The organism is Paraplanobispora siamensis (assembly GCF_016863175.1).
In the GTDB taxonomy this organism is placed as follows: Bacteria; Actinomycetota; Actinomycetes; order Streptosporangiales; family Streptosporangiaceae; genus Planobispora; species Planobispora siamensis.
This window is the reverse complement of record NZ_BOOJ01000030.1, coordinates 238,385-264,346: the sequence shown is the minus strand read 5'-3', so window position 1 is coordinate 264,346 and position 25,962 is coordinate 238,385. Positions and strand designations below refer to the sequence as shown.

Annotated in this window: 24 protein-coding genes; 13 read left to right on the top strand and 11 right to left on the bottom strand. The window is 71.0% G+C overall.

The genetic code is table 11. From position 1 onward, the window contains the following. The first annotated feature begins 13 nt into the window (after nucleotides 1-13). Nucleotides 14-193 carry a hypothetical protein gene (locus Psi01_RS18740; RefSeq protein ID WP_204065308.1) on the top strand — a complete coding sequence of 60 codons (180 nt, stop codon included), beginning with the start codon at nucleotides 14-16 and terminating at the stop codon, nucleotides 191-193. 77 nt (nucleotides 194-270) lie between these two features. Here Psi01_RS18740 and Psi01_RS18735 read toward each other — a convergent pair whose 3' ends face one another. Then, nucleotides 271-582 (bottom strand): hypothetical protein, encoded by a 312-nt coding sequence (locus Psi01_RS18735; protein WP_204065307.1) that lies wholly within the window; start codon nucleotides 580-582, stop codon nucleotides 271-273. A 216-nt stretch (nucleotides 583-798) separates the two neighbouring features. On the opposite strand from Psi01_RS18735, the gene rpsF reads away from it, so the two are divergent. The 7 genes from rpsF to Psi01_RS18700 all read left to right on the top strand — a co-directional run bounded on the left by rpsF (nucleotide 799) and on the right by Psi01_RS18700 (nucleotide 5,468). Beyond that, nucleotides 799-1,089, top strand: a complete 291-nt coding sequence (rpsF, locus tag Psi01_RS18730; protein ID WP_203872549.1) for a 30S ribosomal protein S6 — start codon at nucleotides 799-801, stop codon at nucleotides 1,087-1,089. A 77-nt stretch (nucleotides 1,090-1,166) separates the two neighbouring features. Beyond that, entirely contained in the window at nucleotides 1,167-1,748 is a 582-nt protein-coding gene (locus tag Psi01_RS18725) for a single-stranded DNA-binding protein (RefSeq protein WP_204065306.1), read from the top strand. A gap of 104 nt (nucleotides 1,749-1,852) precedes the next feature. Beyond that, nucleotides 1,853-2,089 (top strand): 30S ribosomal protein S18, encoded by a 237-nt coding sequence (gene rpsR, locus Psi01_RS18720; protein WP_012895699.1) that lies wholly within the window; start codon nucleotides 1,853-1,855, stop codon nucleotides 2,087-2,089. Nucleotides 2,090-2,103: 14 nt separating this feature from the next. Continuing rightward, nucleotides 2,104-2,550, top strand: a complete 447-nt coding sequence (gene rplI, locus Psi01_RS18715; protein WP_204065305.1) for a 50S ribosomal protein L9 — start codon at nucleotides 2,104-2,106, stop codon at nucleotides 2,548-2,550. A gap of 202 nt (nucleotides 2,551-2,752) precedes the next feature. Further along, nucleotides 2,753-3,631, top strand: a complete 879-nt coding sequence (locus tag Psi01_RS18710) for an ABC transporter substrate-binding protein (RefSeq protein ID WP_204065304.1) — start codon at nucleotides 2,753-2,755, stop codon at nucleotides 3,629-3,631. Between the two features lie 78 nt (nucleotides 3,632-3,709). After that, on the top strand, nucleotides 3,710-4,660 hold the full coding sequence (locus tag Psi01_RS18705) for an amino acid ABC transporter permease (protein WP_204065303.1): 951 nt from the start codon (nucleotides 3,710-3,712) through the stop codon (nucleotides 4,658-4,660). A 64-nt stretch (nucleotides 4,661-4,724) separates the two neighbouring features. Beyond that, nucleotides 4,725-5,468 carry an amino acid ABC transporter ATP-binding protein gene (locus tag Psi01_RS18700; RefSeq protein WP_275424556.1) on the top strand — a complete coding sequence of 248 codons (744 nt, stop codon included), beginning with the start codon at nucleotides 4,725-4,727 and terminating at the stop codon, nucleotides 5,466-5,468. Nucleotides 5,469-5,491: 23 nt separating this feature from the next. On the opposite strand, the gene Psi01_RS18695 is transcribed toward Psi01_RS18700, so the two are convergent. From Psi01_RS18695 to Psi01_RS18685, 3 genes are all read right to left on the bottom strand, one after another. Next, nucleotides 5,492-8,446, bottom strand: coding sequence for an IPT/TIG domain-containing protein (locus Psi01_RS18695; protein ID WP_204065302.1), 2,955 nt, complete (start codon nucleotides 8,444-8,446; stop codon nucleotides 5,492-5,494). A 217-nt stretch (nucleotides 8,447-8,663) separates the two neighbouring features. After that, nucleotides 8,664-10,193 carry an APC family permease gene (locus Psi01_RS18690; RefSeq protein WP_204065301.1) on the bottom strand — a complete coding sequence of 510 codons (1,530 nt, stop codon included), beginning with the start codon at nucleotides 10,191-10,193 and terminating at the stop codon, nucleotides 8,664-8,666. 112 nt (nucleotides 10,194-10,305) lie between these two features. Further along, nucleotides 10,306-11,607, bottom strand: a complete 1,302-nt coding sequence (locus Psi01_RS18685; protein ID WP_204065300.1) for an MATE family efflux transporter — start codon at nucleotides 11,605-11,607, stop codon at nucleotides 10,306-10,308. Between the two features lie 402 nt (nucleotides 11,608-12,009). Here Psi01_RS18685 and Psi01_RS18680 point away from each other — a divergent pair, with 402 nt between their 5' ends. Further along, a complete protein-coding gene (locus tag Psi01_RS18680) occupies nucleotides 12,010-14,643 on the top strand; it encodes a replicative DNA helicase (RefSeq protein ID WP_204065299.1) in 2,634 nt (877 codons plus the stop codon). A gap of 283 nt (nucleotides 14,644-14,926) precedes the next feature. Here the strand turns inward: Psi01_RS18680 and Psi01_RS18675 are convergent, their stop codons facing one another. The 3 genes from Psi01_RS18675 to Psi01_RS18665 all read right to left on the bottom strand — a co-directional run bounded on the left by Psi01_RS18675 (nucleotide 14,927) and on the right by Psi01_RS18665 (nucleotide 17,260). Then, nucleotides 14,927-15,655, bottom strand: a complete 729-nt coding sequence (locus Psi01_RS18675) for an anti-sigma factor family protein (RefSeq protein ID WP_204065298.1) — start codon at nucleotides 15,653-15,655, stop codon at nucleotides 14,927-14,929. Continuing rightward, entirely contained in the window at nucleotides 15,652-16,230 is a 579-nt protein-coding gene (locus tag Psi01_RS18670; protein ID WP_239127822.1) for a sigma-70 family RNA polymerase sigma factor, read from the bottom strand. The genes Psi01_RS18675 and Psi01_RS18670 overlap by 4 nt, the downstream gene beginning before the upstream one ends. Before the next feature lie 292 nt (nucleotides 16,231-16,522). Continuing rightward, nucleotides 16,523-17,260 carry a phosphodiesterase gene (locus Psi01_RS18665; protein WP_204065297.1) on the bottom strand — a complete coding sequence of 246 codons (738 nt, stop codon included), beginning with the start codon at nucleotides 17,258-17,260 and terminating at the stop codon, nucleotides 16,523-16,525. 141 nt (nucleotides 17,261-17,401) lie between these two features. Here Psi01_RS18665 and Psi01_RS18660 point away from each other — a divergent pair, with 141 nt between their 5' ends. Beyond that, nucleotides 17,402-18,592, top strand: a complete 1,191-nt coding sequence (locus Psi01_RS18660; RefSeq protein WP_204065296.1) for a DUF5685 family protein — start codon at nucleotides 17,402-17,404, stop codon at nucleotides 18,590-18,592. Nucleotides 18,593-18,664: 72 nt separating this feature from the next. On the opposite strand, the gene Psi01_RS18655 is transcribed toward Psi01_RS18660, so the two are convergent. After that, nucleotides 18,665-19,600 carry an NADP-dependent oxidoreductase gene (locus tag Psi01_RS18655; RefSeq protein ID WP_204065295.1) on the bottom strand — a complete coding sequence of 312 codons (936 nt, stop codon included), beginning with the start codon at nucleotides 19,598-19,600 and terminating at the stop codon, nucleotides 18,665-18,667. A 115-nt stretch (nucleotides 19,601-19,715) separates the two neighbouring features. Here Psi01_RS18655 and Psi01_RS18650 point away from each other — a divergent pair, with 115 nt between their 5' ends. Next, a complete protein-coding gene (locus tag Psi01_RS18650; RefSeq protein ID WP_204065294.1) occupies nucleotides 19,716-20,123 on the top strand; it encodes a winged helix-turn-helix transcriptional regulator in 408 nt (135 codons plus the stop codon). A gap of 63 nt (nucleotides 20,124-20,186) precedes the next feature. Here Psi01_RS18650 and Psi01_RS18645 read toward each other — a convergent pair whose 3' ends face one another. Further along, the gene (locus tag Psi01_RS18645; RefSeq protein WP_204065293.1) at nucleotides 20,187-20,921 is read right to left on the bottom strand and encodes an ABC transporter permease; all 735 of its coding nucleotides are present in this window, start codon (nucleotides 20,919-20,921) and stop codon (nucleotides 20,187-20,189) included. Beyond that, entirely contained in the window at nucleotides 20,918-21,829 is a 912-nt protein-coding gene (locus tag Psi01_RS18640) for an ABC transporter ATP-binding protein (protein ID WP_204065292.1), read from the bottom strand. The genes Psi01_RS18645 and Psi01_RS18640 overlap by 4 nt, the downstream gene beginning before the upstream one ends. Before the next feature lie 155 nt (nucleotides 21,830-21,984). On the opposite strand from Psi01_RS18640, the gene Psi01_RS18635 reads away from it, so the two are divergent. After that, nucleotides 21,985-23,511: a sensor histidine kinase gene (locus tag Psi01_RS18635; protein ID WP_204065291.1), complete on the top strand. Its 1,527-nt coding sequence runs from the start codon at nucleotides 21,985-21,987 to the stop codon at nucleotides 23,509-23,511. 25 nt (nucleotides 23,512-23,536) lie between these two features. Beyond that, nucleotides 23,537-24,196 (top strand): response regulator transcription factor, encoded by a 660-nt coding sequence (locus Psi01_RS18630; protein ID WP_204065290.1) that lies wholly within the window; start codon nucleotides 23,537-23,539, stop codon nucleotides 24,194-24,196. A 4-nt stretch (nucleotides 24,197-24,200) separates the two neighbouring features. Here Psi01_RS18630 and Psi01_RS18625 read toward each other — a convergent pair whose 3' ends face one another. Next, nucleotides 24,201-25,769 (bottom strand): methyl-accepting chemotaxis protein, encoded by a 1,569-nt coding sequence (locus Psi01_RS18625; protein WP_204065289.1) that lies wholly within the window; start codon nucleotides 25,767-25,769, stop codon nucleotides 24,201-24,203. Nucleotides 25,770-25,962: the final 193 nt, after the last annotated feature.

Here is a 25,962-nt window from a genome sequence, read left to right as displayed (position 1 = left end):
AAGGAGTCGTTCGATGGCTTACTACCGCAGAGGGATCAGTCTGCTCGGTCTCATCTACATTCTGGTCGGCCTCTACGTGGCCTGGGTGCATGACTACATCACCCCGGCGCTCCTCAAGGACATCGCCGAGGCTCTCCTCGCGGTCCTGCTGTGGTTCCTCGTCCTGCTCGGTGTGGATCTGCACCTGGGCTGAGACCGTCGTCCGGCCCTGTCGATCACGGCCGATCGCGGTCGATCCCGTGGGCCGGTCCCGTGGCCCGTCGGCGTCTGCTACGGCATGAACCCGCCGTGGTAGACGCCGAAGGCCGCGCCCACGAACGAGGCCACGATGCCCACGACGTTGAGCGACCGCTCCGGCGTGGTCGCCGAGATGTACTGGGAGTAGAGGCCGCCGAAGAAACCGATCGCTCCCGCCCACGACGCGATGACGTGCGCGGCGGGGGAGAGCCCGGCGACGAAGGCGACCAGCCCGAGGCCGAGTGTGGCGACGCTCAGGATGTTCTGCACGGTGTGCCGCTCGCCGTCGGTGTTCAGGGTGAGTTTCGAGCCCGACGGGCCGGCGGGACGGATGACGTGCGACATGGATCACACCCCCTATTCCTCGATAGTGGGGTTCCCCCGGGGCGTCCGCCCAACCATTGACAGGCTGGTAGGCTGGCGTGGCTGCGTCGCATGGGCGTGTTATAAGCCGCCCTCCACCCGAGCGCCGAAATGGGCGTCGGAGGTGAAGACGTCAGCGTCCTCCTGTCACGGCACGGTGTCGTGACCGCAACAGTCCAGAGGAGGTTGGAAGCCAGCATGCGTCGTTACGAAGTGATGGTCATCCTCGACCCTTCGCTCGATGAGCGCACGGTGGCCCCTTCCCTCGACCAGTTCCTCACGGTCGTCCGCAATGACGGCGGCACCGTGGAGAAGGTCGACGTGTGGGGTCGTCGCCGGCTGTCCTACGACATCGCCAAGAAGCCCGAGGGCATCTACGCCGTCATCGACCTGACCGCGGAGCCCGCCACGGTCAAGGAGCTCGACCGGCAGATGAACCTCAACGAGGGCATCCTGCGCACCAAGGTCCTGCGTCCGGACGCTCACTAAACACCCGGCATTTTGTCGGGCGTCAGCCGTACTCTGAGCCGAGAACCAGCGAAGGCCGCAGGAAGGGCAACGCAGCCATGGCAGCAGGCGACACCACGATCACCATCGTCGGCAACCTCGTCGACGATCCGGAGCTGCGCTTCACCCCCGCGGGTCAAGCGGTGGCCCGGTTCCGCATCGCATCCACTCCGAGGTTCCTGGACAAGCAGACCAACGAGTGGAAGGACGGCGAAGGCCTGTTCCTGACCTGCAACGTGTGGCGGCAGGCGGCGGAGAACGTCGCCGAGAGCCTGCAGCGCGGCATGCGGGTCATCGTTCAGGGACGGCTGCGCCAGCGGTCCTACGAGACCAAGGAAGGCGAGAAGCGCACGGTCTACGAGGTCGAGGTCGACGAGGTCGGCCCGTCTCTGCGCAACGCCACCGCCAAGGTCAACAAGACCGCCCGTCAGGGTGGCGGCGGCGGTGGCGGCTTCGGCGGCCCGGCCAACGACCCCTGGGCCTCCGCCAGCCCCGCCCCCCAGGGCGGCGGTTACAGCGGTGGTGGCGGCGGCGGTGGCTACGGCGGCTCGCAGCAGGGCGGCGGCTACGGCGGCCCCCAGCAGGGCGGCGGCGGTGGCGGCTTCGGCGGCGGCGACTTCAGCGACGAACCGCCTTTCTGATCGTCTGAGCGGTCCTGCGGGACCGCCCGGGATCGCACCCAATCCAGTCCAGTATCCGAGCGACCATTCCCGCCGTACGGCGGGGCTCTGAAAGGAGCACCACGATGGCCAAGCCGGCACTGCGCAAGCCTAAGAAGAAGGTTTGCCTGTTCTGCCACGACAAGATCTCCTACGTCGACTACAAGGACACCGCGCTGCTGCGGAAGTTCATCTCCGACCGCGGCAAGATCCGCGCGCGCCGGGTGACGGGCAACTGCACCCAGCACCAGCGCGATGTGGCGACCGCTATCAAGAACGCTCGTGAGATGGCGCTCCTGCCGTACATGAGCACCGCGCGCTAAGGAGGTCCGGACAGATGAAGCTCATTCTCACCAGTGAGGTCACCGGCCTCGGCGCCCCCGGCGACATCGTCGAGGTCAAGAACGGCTACGGCCGCAACTACCTGCTCCCCCGCGGGTTCGCGATCCTGTGGACGCGCGGCGGCGAGAAGCAGATCGCCTCGATCAAGAAGGCGCGCGACGCCCGCGAGATCCGCGACCTGGGCACCGCCCAGGAGGTCGCCGGCCAGCTCAAGTCCCTGAAGGTGATCCTGAAGACGAAGGCCGGCGAGTCCGGCCGCCTCTTCGGCTCCGTCACCACGGGCGACGTCGCCGAGGCCGTCAAGGCCGCCGGCGGCCCGCAGCTGGACCGCCGTCGCATCGAGATCGCCTCCGCGATCAAGAGCCTCGGCTCCCACCGGGTCACCGTGAAGCTGCACCCGGAGGTCTCCGCCGCCCTCGACATCGAGGTCGTCGCGGCCTGACCGCCGACACGGCGAGGGTCCTTCCCGGTTCCGGGAGGGACCCTCGTTGCTTTTTCCGCATCATGCCCGGCTTCTCCGGGGGTGTACCCGGTCCCGCGGAGGTTACGGCGCGGCCGGGGAGTAGGCGGTGGATGGTCATATCCCTAAACGTGACCGTAAATACATAGAATTCAGGAGCACGTGCTCTTCCTGGAGGTCTGTCATGGCTCGTCACTCACTGCTGCTCGCGCTCGGCGCCCTCGCCACGGCCGCGGTCGCCTGCGCGCCGGCGTCGGAGCCGGCGACCCAGGCGAGCCCTTCCACGCCGGCGGGCTCCTCGGCCCCCGCCGCCTGCGCCAAGGACACGCTCGCGCTGAAGACCGCGGGCAAGCTGACCATCGGCACCGACAAGCCCGCCTACGAGCCCTGGTTCAAGAACGACGACCCCGCCAACGGTGAGGGCTTCGAGAGCGCCGTCGCCTACGCCGTCGCCACCGAGCTGGGCTTCACCAAGGACGAGGTGGTCTGGCAGACGGTCCCGTTCGACGCCGCGTTCGCCCCGGGCGCCAAGAAGTTCGACTTCGACGTCAACCAGGTCTCCATCACCGGCGACCGGGCCAAGGTCGTCGACTTCAGCCAGGGCTACTACACGGTCAAGCAGGCCGTCGTCGCGGTCGAGGGCTCGGAGTTCGCCTCGGCGAAGGACCTGGCCGGGCTGAAGGAGGCCAGGATCGGCGTGCAGGTCGGCACCACCAGCCTGGACGCGGTCAAGGAGGTCATCCAGCCCACCGCCGAGCCCAAGGTCTACAGCCAGCAGGTCGACGCGGTGAACGCGCTGAAGAACAAGCAGGTGGACGCCATCGTGGTGGACCTGCCGACCGCCTTCTACGTCACCGCGGCGCAGGTCGAGAACTCCAAGATCGTCGGCCAGTTCAACGCCTCCGGCGGCACGCCGGAGGAGTTCGGCATGGTCTTCGAGAAGGGCAGCCGGCTGGTCTCCTGCGTCGACGAGGCCCTCGGCAAGCTGAAGTCCTCCGGGAAGCTCGCCGAGATCGAGAGCCAGTGGCTCGGCTCGGCCGCCGGCGCGCCGGAGCTGAAGTGACCCACGGCACTCCCGCTCACCGGCGTGCCGGAGCCGAGGCGACCCGCCCCGGGCGCCTCGGGCGCGGGGCGGGCACGGATGGCTGAGCCGTCGTCCGGACCGGCCGCCGGGGCGGAGAACGCGCGGGAGACCGGGGCCGCCGGGGCGGAGAACGCGCGGGAGACCGGGGCCTCCGGGGCGGAGAACGCGCCGGCGACCTGGGTCAAGAGCGAGCGGCAGCTTCAGCGTGAGCGGTCGCGGCGGATCCGGGCCGTGCGGTCGAGCACGATCGCCACGGTCTCCACGATCGTCTTCCTCGGCGTGGTGGCCGCGGTGGTCACCCGTTCACCCGGCTGGCCCCGGGTCCGCGAGACCTTCTTCAGCGCCGAGGCCTTCGCCCGATCGTGGCCCGACGTGGTCGACGGGTTCTGGACGAACGTGCAGATCTTCCTGATCGCCGAGCCGCTCATCCTGATCGTCGGCCTGCTCGTCGCCCTCGCCCGCAACCTCCGCGCGCCGGTCTTCTTCCCGCTGCGGGCCCTGGCGGTGGCCTACACCGACGTGTTCCGCGGGGTGCCCACGCTCCTGGTGATCCTGCTGGTCGGCTTCGGCGTCCCCGCGCTCAACCTGCAGGGCACGCCGACGAACGAGATCACGCTGGGCGTCATCGCCCTCACCCTCGCCTACGGCGCGTACGTCGCCGAGGTGTTCCGCGCGGGCATCGACTCGGTGCACCCCAGCCAGTGGGCCGCGGCCCGCTCCCTCGGGCTGAACCACGGCAGGACCATGCGCTACGTGGTGCTGCCGCAGGCCTGGCGCCGGGTCGTCCCGCCGCTGCTCAACGACTTCGTCTCCCTGCAGAAGGACACCGCGCTGGTCTCGACGATCGGGGTGATCGAGTCGCTGCGCCAGGCGCAGATCTACGCGGCGAGCAAGTTCAACTACACGCCCTATCTGGTGTCGGCGCTGCTGTTCATCGCGCTCACCATCCCGATGGCCCGCTTCACCGACTATCTGGCGGCCCGTTCCCAGCGGCGGCGCGGCCAGTGAGCGGGGGCGACCGTTGAAAGAGGGTCCGAGTGAGAGCGACCGCACGGAGAAGCCGGGAGAGCCCGTGAGCCTGCTGCGCATCGAAGGCCTCTGGAAGACCTACCACGACCACGCCGTGCTGCGCGGGATCGACCTGGAGGTCGCGCCCCACGAGGTGGTCTGCCTGATCGGGGCCTCCGGCTCGGGCAAGTCCACCCTGCTGCGCTGCGTGAACCTGCTGGAGACCGTCGACGACGGCACGATCCACCTGGACGGCGTGGAGATCACCGACGTCCGCGCCGACCCCGACGACGTGCGCAGGCGCATGGGCATCGTGTTCCAGGCCTTCAACCTGTTCCCGCACATGACCGTGCTGGACAACATCACGCTGGCCCCCCGCAAGGTGCACGGGGTCGGCCGGGCCGAGGCCGAGGAGCGGGCCCGCGAGCTGCTGGGCCGGTTCGGCCTGGCGGACAAGGCCGGCGCCTACCCCGACCGGCTCTCCGGCGGCCAGCAGCAGCGGGTGGCCATCATCCGGGCCATGGCCACCCGCCCGCGCCTGATGCTGCTGGACGAGGTCACCTCGGCGCTGGACCCGGAGCTGGTCGCGGAGGTGCTCGGCGTCATCAGGGAGCTCAAGGAGAGCGGGATGACGATGATCCTGACCACTCACGAGATGGGCTTCTGCCGGGAGATCGCCGACACCGTCTGCTTCCTCGACGAAGGCGTGCTCCTGGAGCGCGGGACCCCCGGGCAGATCTTCACCGATCCCCGGGAGTCCCGGACCCGCGAGTTCCTCAAGAGCGTGCTCGACGCCCGGAGGGCCTGACCCGGTGACCCGTGTTCAGCGGCTCACCGGGACGCCACCCAGGTGAAGGCCGCGGCCCTGCCGACGGCGCTGACGCCGCCCGGGGCGGTCACCTGCACGTACGCCGTTCCGGCGGTGCGCGCGGGGAGGACCGCCTTCAGCCGCGTGTCCGACACGCGGGTGAACGAGGCCGGCAGGCCGCCGGCGGTCACCCGGGAGGCGGCGGTGAAGCCGCTCCCGTCGATCAGGACCGTGGTTCGGCTCCTGGCTGGCCCGCGGCTGACCGACAGGCGGGTCACGACCGGCCGCGGCGCGGTGTAGGTGAACACGCCGCTCTGGGTGATCGGGCTGGTGCCCGCCGGGGTGGTGACCTGCACGCCGACCTTGCCCTGGAAGGCCCTGGCGGGGAAGGTGGCGCTCAGCCGGGTGTCGGAGACGACGGTGAACGGCGCCGGCACGCCGCCGACGGTCACCTGTGTCGCCCAGGTGAAGCCCTGTCCGCTGACGAGCACGGTGTGCGGGATGTGGGCCTGGCCTTCGGTGACGGACAGGCCGGTCACGGCGGGAACCTGCGCGGCGATGTAGCGGAAGTCGGTCTCCGCGTGCGCGTCGCTGTGGCCGCCGGGCGTGAAGACGTGCACGTTCACCCAGGTGTTGTGGGGCTGGGCGGGGAAGACCGCGCGGATCTGGGAGTCCGACAGGACGGTGAACGCCGCCTCCTGGACACCGATGGTGACCCTCGTGGTGCCGCGGAAGTGGGAGCCGTTGATCAGCACCGTCGTGGGCGCCTGGGCCGGTCCGCTGGAGGCTGACAGATCGGCGACCACGGGCTTGGGCGGGTTGACGTAGGTCAGCCGGCCGGCGGGCACCACCGCGCTGGTGCCGTACGGGGTGGTGACCGTGACGTCGACCCCTCCGGTCTGGGTCCGGGCGGGGACGGTGAACTCCATCGATGTCGCCGACAGCACCCGCGCGGGGACGGTGACCGCGCCGATCCGCACCGTTTCGGCGCCGGTCAGCGCCGTGCCGGTGAGGGTGACGGTGGTGCCGCCGACGGTCAGGGCGGTCGCGGGGGAGAGCGAGGTCACGGCCGGCGGCGGGTGGTAGGTGAACCGGGACGCCGGCGTCGCCGGGCTGACACCCGCCGGGTTGGTCACCGTCACGTCGACGGCGCCGCCCTGGTCGAACCGGGGAGTGGTGACGACGAGGTGGGTGACGCCGTCGGCCTGGACGGTGTGGAACGGCGCGTTGACCTGGCCGAAGCGGACCGTGCTCGCGCTGGCCAGGTTGGCGCCCCTGACGGTGAGGGTGGAGCCGCCGGCGGCCAGGTCCGACCGGAGCGACAGGGAGGTGACGGCCGGCGCGGACACCCGCACCGGCACCTGGCGCAGCGCCTGGAGGAACTCGTCGGCCGCCAGGGCCTTGGGGGCGTCGGCCAGGGGCTGGCTCAGGCGCTCCCGCAGGCCCCACGACCCCCACTTGGACATGTGCTCGGTGGTGAGGAACAGCGCGATGGCGCCCCCGCCGAGCTCGCGCCACTGGTCCAGGTACCGGGCGTACAGGTCGCGCATGCGCCGGTGCCGGTTGGCGGCGCCGAACAGCGCGGTCAGGGCGTCGTCGTTCTCCGCGCCCAGGATGCCGGCCAGGTGCTGACCGGCCTCGTAGGCCACCAGGGACAGGCCGTACTGGTCGGCCAGCGCCTTGTGACGGAGGATCTGGTCGCGCGCTCCCACGTCGATCGAGCGCTGGCAGGCCTGGAGCAGGCGGTCGACGCCGCCCTCCTTGACGTACGGGGCGACGGTGGGGTGCCCGGGGAAATAGGAACGGGAATCGCCGGGGATCCACTGGTCGCCGCAGTCGAAGTACGGTGCGACGGCGATCGCGTCCACGTGCTCGTGGGCGTTCCGGTAGGAGAGGACGTCGTGGGCCACGCCGACGTTGCCGGACTGGACTCCCGCCACGCGCACCAGGCGGGTACCGGCCTCGGCGCCGAACTCCTCGTTCCAGATCTGGAAGATCTCAACTGATCGCAGTGCCTGGTAGCGCTGGCCGGCCACCCACGGCTCCGTGGCCAGGCCGAGCTCCTGGCCCTTGCCGCGGACCCAGGGAGTCTGCTGGAAGGCGTAGGCGCTGTTCCACAGCTCGTTGGAGTACTCGATGTAGGCCTTGCGCCCCGGCGCCAGCTTGTCCCGCACGGCCCGGGCGAAGGACCGGACGAACTCGTCGTCCGCCTGGTGCGGCATGTTGAACCACGGGTCCGCGCCGATGCGGTTGGCCAGATCGATCATGAGATCGACCGCCACGCCGCGCGTCTGCGTCGACGACTCGGGGGTGGGGTAACTCTCCCAGGTGGTGTACGGCGAGGCGTTGGTGCCCATCCAGTCCATGAAGCGCAGCGTCTTCATGCCCTTCAGGCTGTCGAGGAACTGCGGGTGGAACACCTGCGCCTCGCCGGTCGCCTCGAACCCCGGCATCCAGACGCGGATGTTGCGGACATAGTCGTCCGGGTCGGTCCGGGTGACGCGCAGGAAGCGCCCGCCGGCGCCGGGGGTGTAGTCCGTGCGCCCGGCGGTCTGCGGGTTGTACTCGAAGCGGTTGGCGGTGCGGTTGGTGATCGTGCCGCCGCCGAAGAACGTCACGTCGCCATCGCCCTCCCAGGTGACGACGTACGTGCCGATCGGGTAGTCACCGCTGGTGAAGATGGCGGCGTCGACGTACTGGCCCGGTTCCATGCTGCGCACCCAGCCGTGCTCGTCCAGTTGCAGCGCCGGTCCCTGACCCCAGCCTGCGCCCGTCCGCTGGCTGATCCACGGGCGGGAGGTCCGGAAGGCGTCGACGAAGGGCCACTCGGGGGTCCAGTCGCGCACCGGCGCGATGTTCACGCCCAGCGCGGTCTCGGCCGCGGCCTCCGCCGCCGGGGTGGCGGCGGCTGCCGGTCCCGCCTGGATGTGCAGTGACGCGGTGCTCCCCAGCACCAGGGAGATCACCAGAGCCGTCACGCGGCTCCGGCGGGTGCCGGCTCTCACAGGCCGTGCCGACCTCACGGCCATGACTCATCATGCATGTTCTGCATCTCCTGCCGAAGGTGAGCTTCCGAGTTCGGAGCGTGAGAGGAACTTCGGTGGGAGACGGCGGGATTTGAGATGAATCACATCGCTTTTGGGTAACGGACGGCCGGGCTCACCCGGGTGGGCCCACCGGCCGGGCCGGATCCCGTCAGCGGCGGTGCCGCCCCCGCAGGCCCGCCGGGGGTTCGAGCGGCGGCTGGCCGCCCGCCAGGACGCTGTTGCGCCTGCCGTACAGCAGATAGACCAGCACGCCGAAGGCCATCCAGGCGATGAAGTACAGCCAGGTGATGACCTGGAGGTTCACCATGAGCCACAGGCTCGCCAGGATCGAGGCGATCGGCACGAAGGGGGACAGCGGGGTCCGGAAGCCCCGCGGCAGGTCGGGCATCGTCCGGCGCATCCGGATCACTCCGGCGGCCACCGCGACGAAGGCGAACAGGGTGCCGATGACGACCAGCGACTCCAGCGTGAGCACCGGCACGAACTCGGCCAGCAGGATCGCCGTGCCGCCGATCACCAGGGTGGCCCTGGTCGGGCTGTGGTAGCTGCGGTTGATCTTCGCCAGCGGGCGGGGGAACAGCCCGTCGCGGGCCATGGAGAAGATCACTCGGGTCAGGCCGACGAGCAGCACCAGGACGACCGTGGTGAGGCCGAGGACCGCGCCGATGTTGATGATGTGCACCATGAAGCCCTCGCCCGCCTGGCGGAAGGCGCTGGCGAGCGGGGCGTCGGCGTTGATCTCGTCGTAGGGGGTCATGCCGACCATCACCACCGCGACCGCGATGTAGATGACCGTGGTGGCCACCAGGCTGCGGATGATGCCCCGCGGCATCGACCGGGGCGCGTCCTCGGCCTCCTCGGCGGCGGTGGCCACGACGTCGAAGCCGATGTAGGCGAAGGTGATCGTGGCGGCGGCGGCGAAGATGCCGAACCAGCCGAACGCCGTGCTCTGGCCGAAGACCAGGCCGAGCAGCGGGGAGTCCAGGGTGCCTCCGGACGTCTTGAGCGGAGCGGACGGGGCCGGGATGGCCGCGAGGTTGGCCTGGTCGAAGTGGGCGGCGCCGACGACGATGACCGCGCCGATGGCCAGCAGCTTCGCGATCACGATGATCCACAGGGTCCGGAGGCCGACCCGGGCGCCGAGCGCCACCACTCCCGTCAGCAGGACGAGGATGAGCAGGGTGAAAAGGTCGAAGCCCTCCGTCTGGCCGACGATCCCGGAGAGCGGTTCGGGGAGCCGTACGCCGAAGTCGCCCAGCATCTGGGCCGCGTAGAGGGACCACACCCGGGCGACCACCGCGGCGGCCAGGAGCAGCTCCATCACCAGCGCCCAGCCGACGATCCAGGCCCAGACCTCGCCGAAGATGACGTAGGTGAAGGTGTAGGCGCTGCCCGAGGCCGGCATCGCGGAGGACAGCTCCGCGATGCAGAAGGCCACGAGCAGGCTCGTGATCCCGGCGATCATGAAGGAGAGGATCACGCCCGGCCCGGCCATGGTGGCCGCCTGCCGGCCGGCGAGGCTGAAGATGCCCGCCCCGATCATGACACCGATGCCGAGGACGACGAGGTCGGCCTGGCCGTAGGCCTTGGGCAGCCCGTGGCGCGCGCCGGTCCAGCGCCCGGTCGCCTCACTGGGATGCAGACGGCGCGTGATGGACGGAGAGTGACCCTCGGGCACGATGCGGCCAATCGTGAATAGGCAACACCTTCGTTGCCGGACCCGACTCACAGTGCCTCAGGGGGTCACGATGGAACAAGAGGTAAGCGATTACGTGGTGGACACCACCAGGTCACGCGCCGATCACCAACCACTTGCCGCCGTTCGCGCGCAGCCCCAGAGTGACCATGCGCGCCGCCATCCAAACGCCGAGCGCCACCCAGAGCATGACCAGGCCTCCACCGAGGGTGACCACAAGTAACACCGCGGGCAGGAACGCCAGCGTCGTCCACACCCCGGCCCAGGCGAGATACACCTGGTCCCCGGCTCCGATCAGCACTCCGTCGAGGACGAACACCACTCCCGCGATCGGTTGCAGGAGCGCCACCACCCACAACGTGGCCGACAGCTCCCCGGCGACGGTCGCGTCCGCGTCGAACAGGGCGGGCAGGAACGGCCCGGTCACGACCACCAGGAGACCCAGGACCACACCCGAGCCGACGCCCCACACGACCATCCTGCGGGTCGCGGCCCGCGCGCCCGCCGCGTCGCCGGCGCCCAGGGCGTGACCGGTGATGGCCTGCCCGGCGATGGCGATCGCGTCCAGCGCGAAGGCCAGCAGCGTCCAGATCCGCGAGACGATCGTGTGGGCCTCGATCTGCTGGTTCCCCATCCGGGTGGCCACGGCCGTCGCGATGATCAGTACGGCCTGCAGGCACGCCGTGCGGACGACCAGGGCGACCCCCGCCGACCCCGCGGCCCTGATCCCGGTCAGGTCCGGCCGGAACGGGGCCCGGTGGCGGGCGAACATCATCGTCAGATAGACCCCGGCGGCGAGGGTCTGGGCCATGACGGTGCCCCAGGCCGAACCGGCGATCCCCCAGCCCAGCCAGAGTACGAACGCCACGTTGAGCACGGCGTTGACCACGAACGCCCCCACGGAGACCAGCAGCGGCGTCACGGTGTCCTGCATGCCGCGCAGCACCCCCGTGCCGGCCAGCACCAGCAACATCGACGGCACGCCCAGCAGACTGATCCGCAGGTAGGTCACCGCCTGCCGGGCCAGCTCGCCCTCGGCGCCGACGAGCTGGACGAGGTACGGCGCCAGCGGCCACACCACCACGATGACCGCCAGCCCGACGCCGGCCGCCAGCCAGAGGCCGTCCATCCCCTGGCGGACCGCGCGCCGTGCGTCTCCCGCGCCGATCTGCCGGGCCACGGCCGCGGTGGTCCCGTAGGCGAGGAACACGCACAGGCCCACCAGGGCGCTCAGCACCGTGCTCGCCACCCCCAGCGCGCCCAGCGCGGGCGCGGGCAGATGACTGACGATGACGGTGTCCGTCAGCAGGAACAGCGGTTCGGCGATCAGGGCTCCGAAGGCCGGTACGGCCAGCCGGAGGATCTGCCGGTCGCGAGCACGGGGAGTAAGAGGCACACGTTAATTCTGCTTCTTACCGTTTCGGAAGCTCTCTTCGGGAGTGCGGACGACCGGGAACGAGGACGCAGGGCCGGGGACGAGGGCCGGGAGGGCGCAAGGTACCGGACCGGGGAGACGCGCTCCCGCGCTATGCCGAACCGGTCTCGGCGTGTCGCCCGACTTTCTTTCCTCCACAGGCGGTGGATGAAGTTTCCCCTGCTGAGAAGGGTGTCCCGTCCTGTGGATAACTATTATCCACAGGACTGTCCACAACGTGTCCACCCCTCCTGCGGGGAACTCCACACGTTATCCACAGGATTGTCGACAGGCTGCGTTGCTGCCGCTCCGAAGAGCGGCGAAACTGTCATACCGGTCGGCTACAAATGGGGGTGGCAGGACCGCGAAGGAAGGGGGTGCGCGGTGAGCATTGCGGAGCCACCGGTCTTCGAGTCGGGATTCGAGCGCACGCCGCCGAACAACATCGAGGCCGAGCAGTCCGTGCTCGGCGGCATGCTGCTGTCCAAGGACGCCATCGCCGACGTCGTCGAGATCGTGCGCTCCGACGACTTCTACCGCCCCGCCCACCAGCTGGTCTTCGAGATCATCACCGAGCTCTACGGCCGCGGCGACCCCGCCGACGCCGTCACCGTCTTCAGCGAGCTGCAAAAGCGCGGCGAGGTCGCCAGGGTCGGCGGCGCCGCCTACCTCCACACGCTGACCGCCGTCGTGCCCACCGCCGCCAACGCGGGCTACTACGCGCGCATCGTCCGCGAGCAGGCCATCCTGCGCCGCCTCATCGAGGCCGGCACCCGCATCGTCTCCTACGGCTACGGCGGGCAGGACGAGGAGGTCGACGACCTCGTCGACCGGGCCCAGGCCGAGATCTACAAGGTCACCGAGCGCCGCACCTCCGAGGACTACGTCCCGCTGTCCGAGATCATGCCGGGCGCCCTCGACGAGCTGGAGGCCATCGGCGGCCGGAGCGGCCAGATGGTCGGCGTCCCCACCGGCTTCCAGGACCTCGACGCCCTCACCAACGGCCTCCACCCCGGCCAGATGATCGTCGTCGCCGCCCGTCCGGCGATTGGTAAATCGACCCTTGGACTGGATTTCGCCAGGTCTGCGGCGATCAAGCACGGTATGACCACTGTTGTGTTCTCGCTGGAGATGTCCAGGAACGAGATCACGATGCGTCTGCTGTCGGCCGAGGCCAGGGTGGCGCTGCACGCCATGCGGTCGGGTTCGATGACCGACGACGACTGGGCCAAGCTCGCCCGGCGGATGGGCGAGGTGGCCGAGGCGCCGCTCTACATCGACGACTCGCCGAACATGTCGATGATGGAGATCCGGGCCAAGTGCCGGCGTCTGAAGCAACGGCACGACCTGCGCTTCGTCATCATCGACTACCTCCAGCTGATGTCGTCGCCCAAGAAGACCGAGAGCCGCCAGAACGAGGTCTCCGAGATCTCCCGTGCGATCAAGCTGCTCGCCAAGGAGCTGGAGGTCCCGGTCATCGCGATCTCCCAGCTGAACCGTGGTCCCGAGCAGCGGACGGACAAGAGACCCATGGTCAGCGACCTTCGCGAATCCGGCTGTCTCACCGCCGACACACGGGTCCTCCGCGCCGACACGGGGGCGGAGGTCTCCCTGGGGGAACTGCTGGAGAGCGGAGAGCGAGATGTGCCCGTGTGGTCTCTCGATGAGAGACTGCGCCTCATCCCCCGGACCATGACGCATGTGTTCCCGAGCGGCATCAAAGAAGTCTTCCGGCTGAAGTTGAAGTCCGGCCGTGAGATCAGCGCGACGGCCAATCACCCGTTCATGACCTATGACGGCTGGCGTCCGCTGGGCGAGCTTCACGAAGGGGCCCGGCTGGCGGTTCCGCGTCACGTTCCGGCGCCGGAACGGCTGGAGGATCTGCCCGAGGACGAGGTCGTCCTGCTGGCACACATGATCGGTGACGGTTCCTGCCTGGAGAGGCAGCCGATCCGCTATGCGAGCAAGGACGAAGCCTGCCTTGAGGCGATGACGGAGGCGGCCGGGCACTTCGGCGTCACGGCGGTTCGCGACGAATACGAGGCCGCGAGGGTGACGACCCTGCGGCCGCCTGCGCCGTACCGCCTGGCCCATGGCAAGCGGAACCCCGTCGCGGCGTGGATGGACTCCCTGGGGCCCTTCGGCATGCGGAGCCATGAGAAGTCCGTCCCCGAGAGGATCTTCTCGCTGCCGAAGATCCGGATCGGCCTGTTCCTGAAGCACCTCTGGGCCACGGACGGCTGCGTCTGGTGGGATGAGGAACACGGCCGGGCGCGGATCCACTACGCGTCGACCAGTCGGCGGCTGATCGACGATGTGGCCCGGCTCCTGCTGCGCTTCAACGTGATGACCCGGATCAAGGAGGTTCGCAAGGGAGACCACCGTCCGGGCTACCAACTGCTCATCTACGGTGCGGAGAACCAGCTCCGGTTCCTCGACGAGATCGGGGTACACGGTGAGCGGTCGGTCCAGGCGGAGCGCTGCGCGTCGGAACTGCGCCTGCTCAAGGGAAACACCAACGTGGACACCGTTCCGCGCGAGGTGTGGGAGAGGGTGCGCACGACCCTCTCGGAGAAGGGCATGGCCCACCGGGGGTTCTCGGCGGAGCCGGGCACTCAGTTCTGCGGGAGCACGCTGTGGCAGCGCCCTCCCGGCCGTGAGCGGCTGGGACGGGTCGCGGCGATCCTGGATGACGCTGAGCTGGAGATGCTGGCTACCAACGATGTCTTCTGGGACGAGGTCGTCTCCATCGAGAGCCGGGGAGAACAGCCCGTCTACGACGCCACCGTTCTCGGCACCCACAACTTCGTGGCCAACGGGATAAGCGTCCACAACTCGATCGAGCAGGACGCGGACATGGTCATCCTGCTCCACCGGGAGGACGCCTACGAGCGTGAGTCTCCCCGGGCCGGAGAGGCCGACCTGATCGTGGCCAAGCACCGTAACGGGCCCACCGCCACGGTGACCGTGGCCTTCCAGGGTCACTACAGCCGCTTCGTCGACATGGCCACCCACTGAGCCGCCGGGCCGGTGGGCCGTGACAAGGGCGCCCGCCGTACGGGATGAGATCCCCGTACGGCGGGCGCCGTCGTTTCAGGGAGTCTGCGTGGCCCTCGCGCGCGGACGCCATGAAGCGTTCAGGGGGTGCGGTCGACCGCGGGGGACGCCGGTCGTGCCCGCCGTCCGGTTGTACGGGGAGGCGGCCGCGGGGGGTTCAACCGGTGAATCCGTATGTTTACTCACTCGGAAGACACGGCGTCCCCGACGTGGCCCGGCCCGTCCGGACATGGAGATCCCGGGGTCAGACCTCGAAGGTGATGAGGGTCCGGCCGTCGTTCGCGATGACCTCGAAGCGGTCGATGTCGGCGGCCGGGAGCGCGGTCCCGCCGTGTATGTAGAGCGGTTCGGGATAGGTGGGCACCCCGTAGCCCTTGTCCGGCACGGACCAGCCGGCGATGACCTTCCGCTCGCCCGTCCCGGAGACGGCGATCAGCTCGCACTCCAGCGGGCCCTTGATGCCCTTGAGCTCCATCGCGGCGTGGGTGCCCCACTCCTTGGTCTCCAGCACCAGGCCGCCGGAGACGCCGGGGGCGCCCCGGCCCGCGACGGGCGTGCCCCGGTGATAGAACTCCTCGGCGGGGCCCTGCTCGGAGTCGTGGCCGGGGTGCGTGATCGGGGCGGTCACCCGGTCGCCGCCGATCGCGGCGCCCGCCACGATCCCGCCGGAGACCAGGGCCACGGCGGCGGCCGCGGCCATCACGAGCGTGCCCCGGCGGGTGCGGCGGTCGGCGATCCTCTCCCGCCGGACCATGTCGATGACCGTGGCGGGGACCGCGTCGGCGCGGGTGTCGCGGTCGTCGCCGACGGGCTCGACCCCGTCGAGCATCGCGGCCATCCCGGACAGTTCGGCCAGCTCCGCCGTACAGGAGGGGCAGCCGGCGAGGTGCGCGGCGAAGGCGCGCCTGTCGGGTTCCTCCAGCAGTCCCAGGGCGTAGGCGCCCACGTCGGTGTGCTCGACCTGCGGGCTCACGGCGTCACGCCCCTCTCCTCCATCGCGACGCGCAAGGCGCGCAGAGCGTAGTAGACGCGGGACTTGACGGTGCCCACGGGGATGCCGAGGACCTCGGCGGCCTCGTTCACCGACCGGTCCTTCAGGATCGTCTCGCTCAGGATCTCGCGGTGCGCGGGGGACAGGGAGCTGAGGGCGTCCGACACGACCACCTGGCGCAGGAGGTTCTCCATCTGGTCCGGCATCGGCACACTCTCCAGGACCCCCTCGTCGGCTTCGTGGGGGCGTGCGTCCTTGCGGCGTCGGTCGTCGATCACGATACGTCGCGCGACGGTCGCCAGCCAGGGCATCAGGGAGGGAGCGCCGGGATCGAGCCGGTCCGCGCCGCGCCAGGCCCGGATCATGGTCTCCTGGACCACGTCCTCGGCCCACTGCAGGTCCCCCCACGTGAGCCGGGAGACGAAGGCGAGCAGCGGCCGGTGGTACTCGCGGTACAGCGCGGAGACGATCCGTTCGCCGTCCGGTTCGTCGGCCGGCCACAGGCGGCGCAGCCAGTTCTGCCGCCCCCTGGAACCGTGGTGGGAAGCGCTCGACATGGGTTCCGCTCCGAGGGGGTCGGACGGAGGAGGGGGACAGGTGCTCTGCCGCATCATGGCCTGCGTCCTTCGATCCGCGACAACGCCCGGTGGCCCCGGGCCGGTGACCGGAGGGGTCGCCGGTGTGGGGGGCCGCCGGGCGATTCCGCCGTCGGCAGGCAGTACGGAGCCGGACCCGCGCGCGGTTCAATCGGACGGGAAATCCACAGGTCCCCGGCCGGTCCGTGAGGCGTCCGGGGACGGCCGTTCACGGGGTCCGGCGAGGTCTCTCAGATGATCGGCCGCGCGGCGGTCACAGGACCGGCCGCGTGTGGGTGGCGAGACGGCCGCCGTCGAGGACGTGCAGGGAGAACTGGGGCGGCATGTCGAGGTCGACCGGGATCCGCCGGGCCGTCTCCATGGGGGTGAGCGCGGTGTTGACGACGCCGGGGGCGACCAGCAGAGGGCGTCCGGCGAACCAGGTGCTCGCCGGGGTGTGGGCGTGCCCGGCCAGTACGGCGACGACCTGGGGATGGCGCTCCAGCACCGCCTCCAGCCGCTCGGGTTCGCGCAGGCCGATCCCGTCGACGTAGGGGATGCCCAGGGCGGCGGCGGGGTGGTGCATGCCGACGAGGGCGGGGACGCCGGGCGCGGCGGAGAGCACCGTGTCGAGCCAGGCGAGCGTCTCGTCCTCCAGGAGGCCCTCGGGCCGGCCGGGGATGCTGGAGTCGCACAGCGCGATGGTGAGCCCGTCGAGGTGCAGGACCTGGTTGATCGGGCCGTCGCCCTCGGTCCCGAGCATGATCTTGCGGAAGGCGGCGCGGTCGTCGTGGTTGCCGGGGCACACGATCGTCGGACGGCCGCAGTCCAGCAGTTCCCTGGCGATCTCGTACTCCTCGGCCGCGCCGTGGTCGGCGATGTCCCCGGTGACGATGACGGCGTCCAGCGGGCCGGGCATCCGGTCCAGGTGCCGCATGACGGCGCGGGTCCGCTCGGCGCTGCGGGGGGCGTCGTCGATGTGGATGTCGCTCACGTGCGCCAGTGTCAGCATGCCCTCAGGGTGCCACGGCGCCCCGCGCGGCGTCATGGGCTGGTAGGGATTGCCCCAGGTCACCGCATAAAGTCTGCAAGTCATTCTTAAGTCGCGTATGGCACATTTGTCGCACCTGTACGGCGTAACTGCGGGGGGAAGATGTTCGGGATCGTTCGGCCGTGCCGCCACGGCATGTGCGGCAGCCATTTCGCGGCGTGGATGGCCCACCTGTGCGGCCTCTGCCTGGCGCTGCGCGACGAGCACGGCCACGCGGCCCGCCTGGTGACCAACTACGACGGGCTGCTGGTCTCGGTGCTGACCGAGGCGCAGTCCCCCGCGCGCTCCTCCCGCCGCAAGGCCGCCCCGTGCGCGCTGCGCGGGTTCTCCGGCGCGGAGGTGGTCGGCGCCCGGGCCGAGGGGGTACGGCTGGCGGCGGCGACCTCGCTGATCCTGGCCTCGGGCAAGGTCCGCGACCACATCGCCGACGGCGACGGGATCTACGCGCGGCGGCCGGTCGCCGCGGTCGCGGGCCGGGTGGCCGCCCGCTGGGAGTCGGCCGGAGCCCGTACGGCCGCCGCCGTCGGGTTCGACCCCGCCGCGCTGACGGACGCGGTGGAGCGGCAGACCCGCCTGGAGACCGAGCGGGGCCTGACCCTCCTGGAGCTGACCGGGCCGACCGAGGACGCCGTCGCCGCGGCGTTCGCGCACACCGCGATCCTCGCGGGCAAGCCGCACAACGCCGAGCTCCTGGCCGAGGCCGGGCGCTGCTTCGGCCGGATCGCCCACCTGGTGGACGCGGTGGAGGACCTCGCCGAGGACCGCGCCACCGGCGCCTACAACCCGCTGCTCGCCACCGGGACGGACCTGGCCGAGGCCCGCCGTCTCTGCGACGACGCGCTGCTCGGCCTGCGCCTGGCCGTGGCCGACCTCGACCTGGAGGAGCGCGGCCTGGTGAAGGCGCTGGTGGTCAAGGAGGTCCGCCGCTCGGTGGACCGGGTCTTCGGCCAGGGGGCTTCCGCGGACCGGTGCCGTTCCCGGGAGGGCGCGGGTCCGGTCGCCCAGGGGATTCCCACCAGGAGCCCGCACGACCCCGGCCCGGTCGTCCCCCGCGACCCCCGTCTGCAGCCGGAGCCCGGCTGCGGGCCCCGGCTCTGCTTCGCCCTCAGCTTCATGGCCTGCACCTGCGGGCTCTACCGGCCGCCGTGGGACGAGGACCGCTACAAGTCCTGCGGGGAGCGCCTGGACTGCGGCGGCTGCGACATCTGCGGGCAGTGCTGCGACGCCTGCCGGGGCTGTTGCGAGGCGTGCTCGTGCTGCGGTGACGGCTGCGGCTGCGACTGCAACTGCTGACCCGGCCCGTCCATCGGCCCGGAGCCCCAGAGCCCCAGAGCCCCGTGGCCGGGCCCCGGGCCGCGTCCCCCGTCAGGGCTGCAGGACCAGACGCCCGCGCAGGCCGCCCGCGGCCAGCCGCTCGTGGGCGGCCGCGGCCTCGGCGAGGGGCAGGGTGGCGGCCACCCGGGGGGTGAGCCGGCCCTCCTCGACCAGCCGGGACAGCTCGGCGAGCCGCGTCCCGTCCGCGCGGACCCAGACGTTGACCACCCGGATGCCCCGCAGGGGGAGGGGCGCCGCGCCGCCGATCACGGCCACGAACGAGCCGCCGCCGCGCACCGCGGCCAGCGTCGGCAGACCGAGGACGGCCGCGTCGATCGCCCCGTCCACCCCGCCGGGCACGAGCGCCCGCACGGCCTCGGCCGGCTCGGCCCCGCGGGGGACGAAGAACTCGGCGCCCAGCTTCCTGACCAGCTCCTCGTCCTGCGGGCCCGCCACGGCGACCACCCGCAGTCCCCTGGCCGCGGCCAGTTCGACGGCGTAGCCGCCCACGCCGCCCGCGGCGCCGGTCACCAGCAGCGTCTGCCCCTCCCGCAGATCGGCCAGGTCCAGGGCCTGGGCGGCGGTCAGGCCGTTCAGCGGGATCGTCGCGGCCTCGGCCGGGGTGGCGCTGGAGGGAGCGGGGGCGACCGCGTCGGCGTCGAGGACGATCTGCTCGGCGTAGCCGGCCAGTGAGACGTCGAGCCGGTCGCTGATCCCGATCACCCGGTCGCCCGGCGCGAAGGCGTCCACCCCCGGTCCCGTCTCCTCCACCACCCCGGCCACGTCCCAGCCGATGCCCTGGACCTCGCGGGCGGTCATCAGCCCGAACTGGACCAGCGCGCCCGCACGCGTGGCGAGGTCCACCGGGTTGACGCCCGCGGCCTCGACCCGGATCCGGACCCGGCCGGGACCGGCCTGGGGGACCGGGACGTCGATGATCTCCAGAGTCTCGGGGCCGCCGAACGAACGGACCACTACGGCGCGCATCTCTACCTCCTGATAACGGTGCAAACAGTGCGGTGGGATGCAACGAACTTACGAAGAGCTACTCTCTGAGGGGAAGTACGCACTCCAAGGTGCGTACCGTACGCCGAGGAGCGTTATGACCACGCAGACGGCGGCGCAGCGGCGGCAGGAGGCCCGCGCCGAATACGACGCCTTCCTGGCGGCCTGCCCGGCCAGGAACCTGCTCGTCACCATCAGCGACAAGTGGGTCAGCCTGCTGCTGACCGCCCTCGCCGACGGGCCCAGGCGCTACAGCGACCTGTCCCGGGTCGTCGCCGGGGTCAGCCAGAAGATGCTCACGCAGACCCTGCGCTCGATGGAGCGCGACGGTCTGGTCTCCCGCACGGTGACCGCGTCCGTCCCCGTCCGCGTCGACTACGCGCTCACCGACCTGGGCGGGGATCTGCTCCCGCTGATGCGCGCCATCAAGGACTGGGCCGAGTCGCACATCGAACAGGTCGAGGCCGCCCGTGCGGCCTACGACGCACGGGCGGCGGAGTCCTGACGGGCGGCCCGGCGCGGGAGCGGATCCCCGCCCCGCGCCGGCTCTCCCCCGTCATCGGCGCCGTCACTGCCAGCGGAACAGCCGGGCGGCCAGAGCGCCGGTGACGGCCAGGGTCGCCGCCATCACCACCAGGTTCAGCGTCTGCGGCGCCTGCCCCGCCCAGGTGTCGCGCAGGGCCTGGCCGAAGGGCGCCATCGGCAGGAAGTCGCCGATCTGCCGGACCAGGTCGGGCATCAGCTCCCGGGGGATCCACATGCCCGCCATGAACATCAGCGGGAACATCAGGATCGAGCCGATACCCGGCGCGGACTTGGCGGTGGGGGCCAGCGCGGCGATCAGCAGGCCCACCCCGAACAGCGAGGCGGTGCCGAGCAGGAACACGGCGGCGAAGGCCGGCGGGTTCCCGGGGAAGGGGGTGCCGTGGACGAGGTGGCCCAGCCCGATCAGCAGGGCCGTGGCGACCACCGCGACCACGAGGTTGTTGACCAGCTGGGCGGCCAGCAGCCGGAGCGGGCTGACCGGGGTGGTGGACATCCGGCGCAGCACGCCGGTCTCGCGGTAGGCCGCCAGCGTGCCGGGCAGCACGGTGAACGCCATCGTCACCACCGCCAGGATCGTCATCATCGCGGGGAGATGGTTGTCGATCACTCGCTGACCGCCCATCTCCGGGCTGACCTCCCGCATGTCCGGGATCATGCCCAGGACGAGCAGGAGCCCGAGCGGGAGCATGATCGCGAAGATCAGTGAGCCGGGCTCGCGGAGGAACAGCTTGGCCTCGACCAGGATCATCTTGTTCATCGGGCGTCTCCGTTAGTGATCTTCTTGCCGGTGAGGGCGAGGAACGCGTCGTCGAGGGTGGCCTGCTCGACCCGGAGGTCGGCGGGGACGACTCCGGCCGAGGCCAGGGCGGCGGTGACCGCGAGCAGCAGGTTGCCGTCGCCGGTGACCGTGACCCGGTCGCCGTCGCGGTGCACCCCGGTCACCTCGGGCAGGGCCTTCAGCACGGCGTCGTCGAGCGGGCCGGAGGGCCGGAACCTGACGGTCTGCTGGTGCTCGATCCGGGAGATCAGCCCGGCCGGGCTGTCGATGGCGACCACCCTCCCGGAGTCGATCAACGCGATCCGGTCGCAGAGCCGTTCGGCCTCCTCCATGAAGTGGGTGACCAGCACGATCGTCACGCCGTCCGCCCTGATCTGCTCGATGAGCTCCCAGGTGTCCCGGCGGGCCTGCGGGTCCAGTCCGGTGGTCAGCTCGTCGAGGATGGCCACGCGGGGGTTGCCGACCAGGGCCAGCGCGATGGACAGCCGCTGCTGCTGGCCGCCGGAGAGCTTGCCGTACCGGGTGTCGCGCTTGTCGGCGAGCCCGACCCGCTCGATCAGCGCCGTCGGGTCGACGGACACCTCGTAGAAGGAGGCGTACAGGTCCAGGGCCTCCCAGACCTTGAGCCGCTCGGGCAGCGCGGAGCTCTGCAGCTGCACGCCGAGCTTCTCCTTGAGCGCGTCCCCGGTCAGGCCGCCGAGCACCTTCACGCTGCCGGAGTCGGGGGTGCGCAGGCCGGCGACGCACTCGACGGTGGTCGTCTTGCCGGCGCCGTTGGGGCCGAGAACGCCGAAGATCTCGCCCTCTTCGACGGTGAACGACACGCCGTCCACCACGAACCGGTCGTTGTACCGCTTGCGGAGGTTGTCTACCTCGATCACCTTCATGGCAACGACGTTAGAAATCACGGGGATCGGGCGGAATCGGGCTGGCTACCGAGGGGGGTCGGCCTGGGCGCCGGGCGGGGGTGGGGATAACTCCACCCCCGTACGGCGCGCGGCCCCACTGGGCAACACCCCGGTTGATCGCCGAGACTCATGGCATGAGGCGATACGCGGCAGCCACCGGCCGGTCCCTGGCTCTGGGGCTGCTGGCCCTGACGGACGCGGTCCTGACGGTTACGGTCGCACTGATGATCATGCTCTCGTTCACGCTGGGGCTCGTCGTCCTCTTCCCGCCGGGGGCCAGGATGCTCCGGCGGCGCACGGCGCTGGCCAGGAGGCTGAGCGGCAGGTGGCTCGGGCGCGAGATCGGGCCGTCCTACCTGCCGCCCCCGCCCCCGGTCCGGCGCCAGCCCGACGGCTGGTACCGCCATGAACGCCAGCTCTACAAGACGCCCCGCGTGCCCGAGTGGAACAACCGCTGGAAGTGGATGTTCAGCGATCCGGCCACCTGGCGGGACCTGCTCTGGGCCACGCTCAACCCGCTGCTGGGCGCCGCCCTGCTGCTGCCCGTGATCATCGGCTGGTACGCCGCGGACACGGCGCGGCAGGGGCATCCGGTGGCGCTGCTCCTGGGGGTGGCGGCCGTCGCCGCGATCGCCGCGACCCCCTGGCTGCTGCGCTTCTACGGCTGGTGGACCGAGTTCCTGCTCGGCCCCACGGCCAAGTCGATGCTGGCGAGCCGGATCCACAAGCTCGACCAGGCCCGCCTGGAGACGGCCGACTCGCAGGCGGCCGAGCTGCGCCGGATCGAGCGCGACCTGCACGACGGGGCCCAGGCGCGGCTGGTCGCCATCGGCATGACGCTCGGCGCCGTCGAGGCGCTGGTGCACACCGACCCCGCGGCGGCCAAGGCGCTGCTGGCCAAGGCCCGCGAGGCCTCCTCCACGGCGCTTACCGAGCTGCGCGACCTGGTCCGGGGCATCCACCCGCCGGTGCTGTCCGAGCGCGGCCTGGGCGACGCCGTACGGGCCCTGGCACTGGACAGCCCGCTGAAGGTCAAGGTCACCGTGGACCTGAAGACGCGGCCGGAGTCGCCCGTCGAGTCGGCGGCCTACTTCTCGATCAGCGAGCTGCTGACCAACGCGGCCCGGCACGGAGGCGCGGACCGCGTCTGGATCGACATCAGCAGCCATCGGAAGAACCTGCGGATCACCGTCACCGACGACGGCTCCGGCGGGGCGGACCCGGAGCGGGGCAGCGGGCTGCGCGGCATCGAGCGGCGGCTGGCCGCCTTCGACGGGGTGCTGGCGATCAGCAGTCCGCCGGGCGGTCCGACGATCGTCACCATCGACCTGCCGCACGCGCTGGTCTGGGAGGAGAGCTCCGGCACGAAGGCGCAGATGCCCAAGTGGAAATGGGCGATCGTCGGGCTCGGCTGGGGCTTCGCCTGGCTCCCGCTCTTCCCGCAGGGAATCGTCACGGCGATCATGAAGATCATCGAGCACGATGAAAAGAGCTGGTTCTACGCCCTCTACCTGCCCGAGCCGCTGCAGTGGCCAGTGATCATTTTCAACATCGCCCTCGGCGCCGCCATGTACGGCGCGGCCGTACTGATCCCGATCCAGCACTCCCGCCAGCGGTGGATGGCCGAGGCCACCCCGCATCGCCTATGGTTGCACCGGTGATCCCCCGCACCGTCCAGCCGGGCCGATGAGCGCCCGCGTCGTCATCGCCGAAGACCTCCACCTGCTCAGGGAGGGCCTGGTCCATCTGCTCCGGGCCCACGGTTTCGAGGTCGTGGCCGCCGTCGAGTCCGGGCCCGAGCTGCTGAAGGCGCTGACCGGGGAGCGGCCCGACGTGGCCGTGGTGGACGTCCGGCTCCCGCCCACCTTCACCGACGAGGGCCTGCAGGCCGCGCTGGCCGCCCGCCGGGCGATCCCGGGACTGCCCGTCCTGGTGCTCTCCCAGCACGTCGAGCAGCTCTACGCCCGCGAGCTGCTCGCCGACGGGTCCGGCGCGATCGGCTATCTCCTCAAGGACCGGGTGTTCAACGCCGAGCAGTTCGTCGACGCCGTGCGCCGGGTCGCCGCCGGAGGGACCGCGATGGACCCCGAGGTGATCGCCAAGCTGCTGGTCAGCACCGCCCGGCACGAGCCTCTGGCCGCGCTGACGCCGCGCGAGCGGGAGGTCCTGGAGCTGATGGCGGAGGGCCGCTCCAACGCGGCCATCTCCCAGCGGCTCTTCCTCAGCGAGAGCGCGGTCGGCAAGCACACCGCCAGCATCTTCGGCAAGCTCGGCCTGGCCCCCTCCGACGACGACAACCGCCGCGTCCTGGCGGTCCTGGCCTACCTCAACGCCGCCCGGTCCTGAACCGTCACGTCCTGAACCGGCCGGTGATCTCGCGGAGCCGGTCGGCGGTGTCCGTCAGCTGCCGGACGGACGCGGTGACGGCGTCGGTGGCGGTGGCCATGCGCTCGGTGGAGGCCATGTTGGCCCCGGCGAAGGAGCCGACCTCGTCGAGCGCCGCCCGCAGCGTCGTGGTGCCGCCGGCGATCCGCTCGAACGCCCCGCGCGCGTGCTCGTCGACGACCTGCACGGCCTCGGCGCTGGTCTGCTGGATCTCGCTCAGCACCTCCGCGATCGACTGGGCGGCCTTGCTGCTCTCCTCGGCGAGCGTGCGGACCTCCCCGGCGACCACGGCGAAGCCGGAGCCGTGGACCCCGGCGCGGGCGGCCTCGATGGAGGCGTTGAGGGCCAGCAGGTTCGTCTGCCCGGCGATGCGGGAGATGGTCGCGACGATGTCGCCGATCCTGGCCGACTTCCCGTCGAGGTCGCGCATCACGCCCGCGAGCTGCTGCACGGTGCCGATGCCCTCGTCGACGAGGCCTGAGGTCTGCCGCGCGGCCCGCTGGGCCTCGTCGACGAGGTCGACCTGGCGCTGGGCGTTGCCGACGACCTCTCCCGCCGCGGCGCGCACGCCGTCGGAGACGCCGGACAGCTCGCGCGAGGCGGTGTCGAGAGCGCCGGCCGAGGAGCGCACCTGCCCGATCGAGTCGTTGAGGGTGGTCACCATGGCGGAGAAGGCCTGGCCGAGCCGGTCGTCCTGCGACTTCGGCGCGGCGTCTACGGCCAGGTCGCCCTCGGCCATGCGCTGCGACACGCCCGCCATGGTGTGCAGATAGGCCACCATGCGCTCGAACGAGGCCGCGACCTCGGCGATCTCGTCGTCGGAGGTCGTCTCGACACGCTGGTCCAGATCACCGCGGGCGATGCCGTCGGCGGCGACCGACAGGCTCCGCAGCCCGGTGGAGATGCGCCGGGCCAGGATCCTCCGTACGGCCAGGGCGACCGCGACGGCCAGGGACAGCAGCACACCCAGGACGGAGAAGCCGATGACGACGTCGAGCCGGGCCTCGTCACGGCTCTCGGCGGAGTCCTGCGCGTCCAGGGCCCGCAGCGTCTTCAGGCCCTCCTTGAGGCCGTCCCACAGCTCGTCGCCGGCGCCGGTGTCGAACGTGGCCCGGGCGGCGCCGATGTCACCCGCGTCGGCCAGCTCGACCAGGGGGCCGGTGACGCGGACGTAATCGTTCCAGTCCTGCTCGTAGCCGGCCAGCGCGGCGAGGTGCTCCCCGTCCAGCGCCAGCTTCCTGAGATCGGCGAACAGGGACTTCATCTCGGCGTCCTCTTCGGCCATGGCCTCGACCGTCGGGACGCGCTCCTCGTCGTCCGCGGGGAGCGCGAGGTACTCCCACTGCTCCTTGCGGTACTTGTTCATCAGCCCGTCGATCTCGCCGGTCAGCTCCGAGGCGGGCATGCCGGTCTCGGCGAAGTGGCTCACCACATCCGACGACCGCCACAGGTACCACGCCGAGGTGACCGCGGGCAGCAGCAACAGGACCGTGACGACGGCGAAGCCGAAGTGCAGGGCCTTTCCGATGGTCATCCGCGTCAGTTTCCGGCGCATGGTGTTCATCCCTGGGTTCACCGTCGAAACATCGGCGGGATCGCCGCGGAGTTGAGGGATGCGGAGAGGTGATATTTTCCCGGCGGCCGGGCGATCTGTCCGTGAGGGGCGCGCACGAGCCTTATGTCGGTGCCACCGGTTACGGTTCTGGTGGAATGCGGCTTCCTCCTCC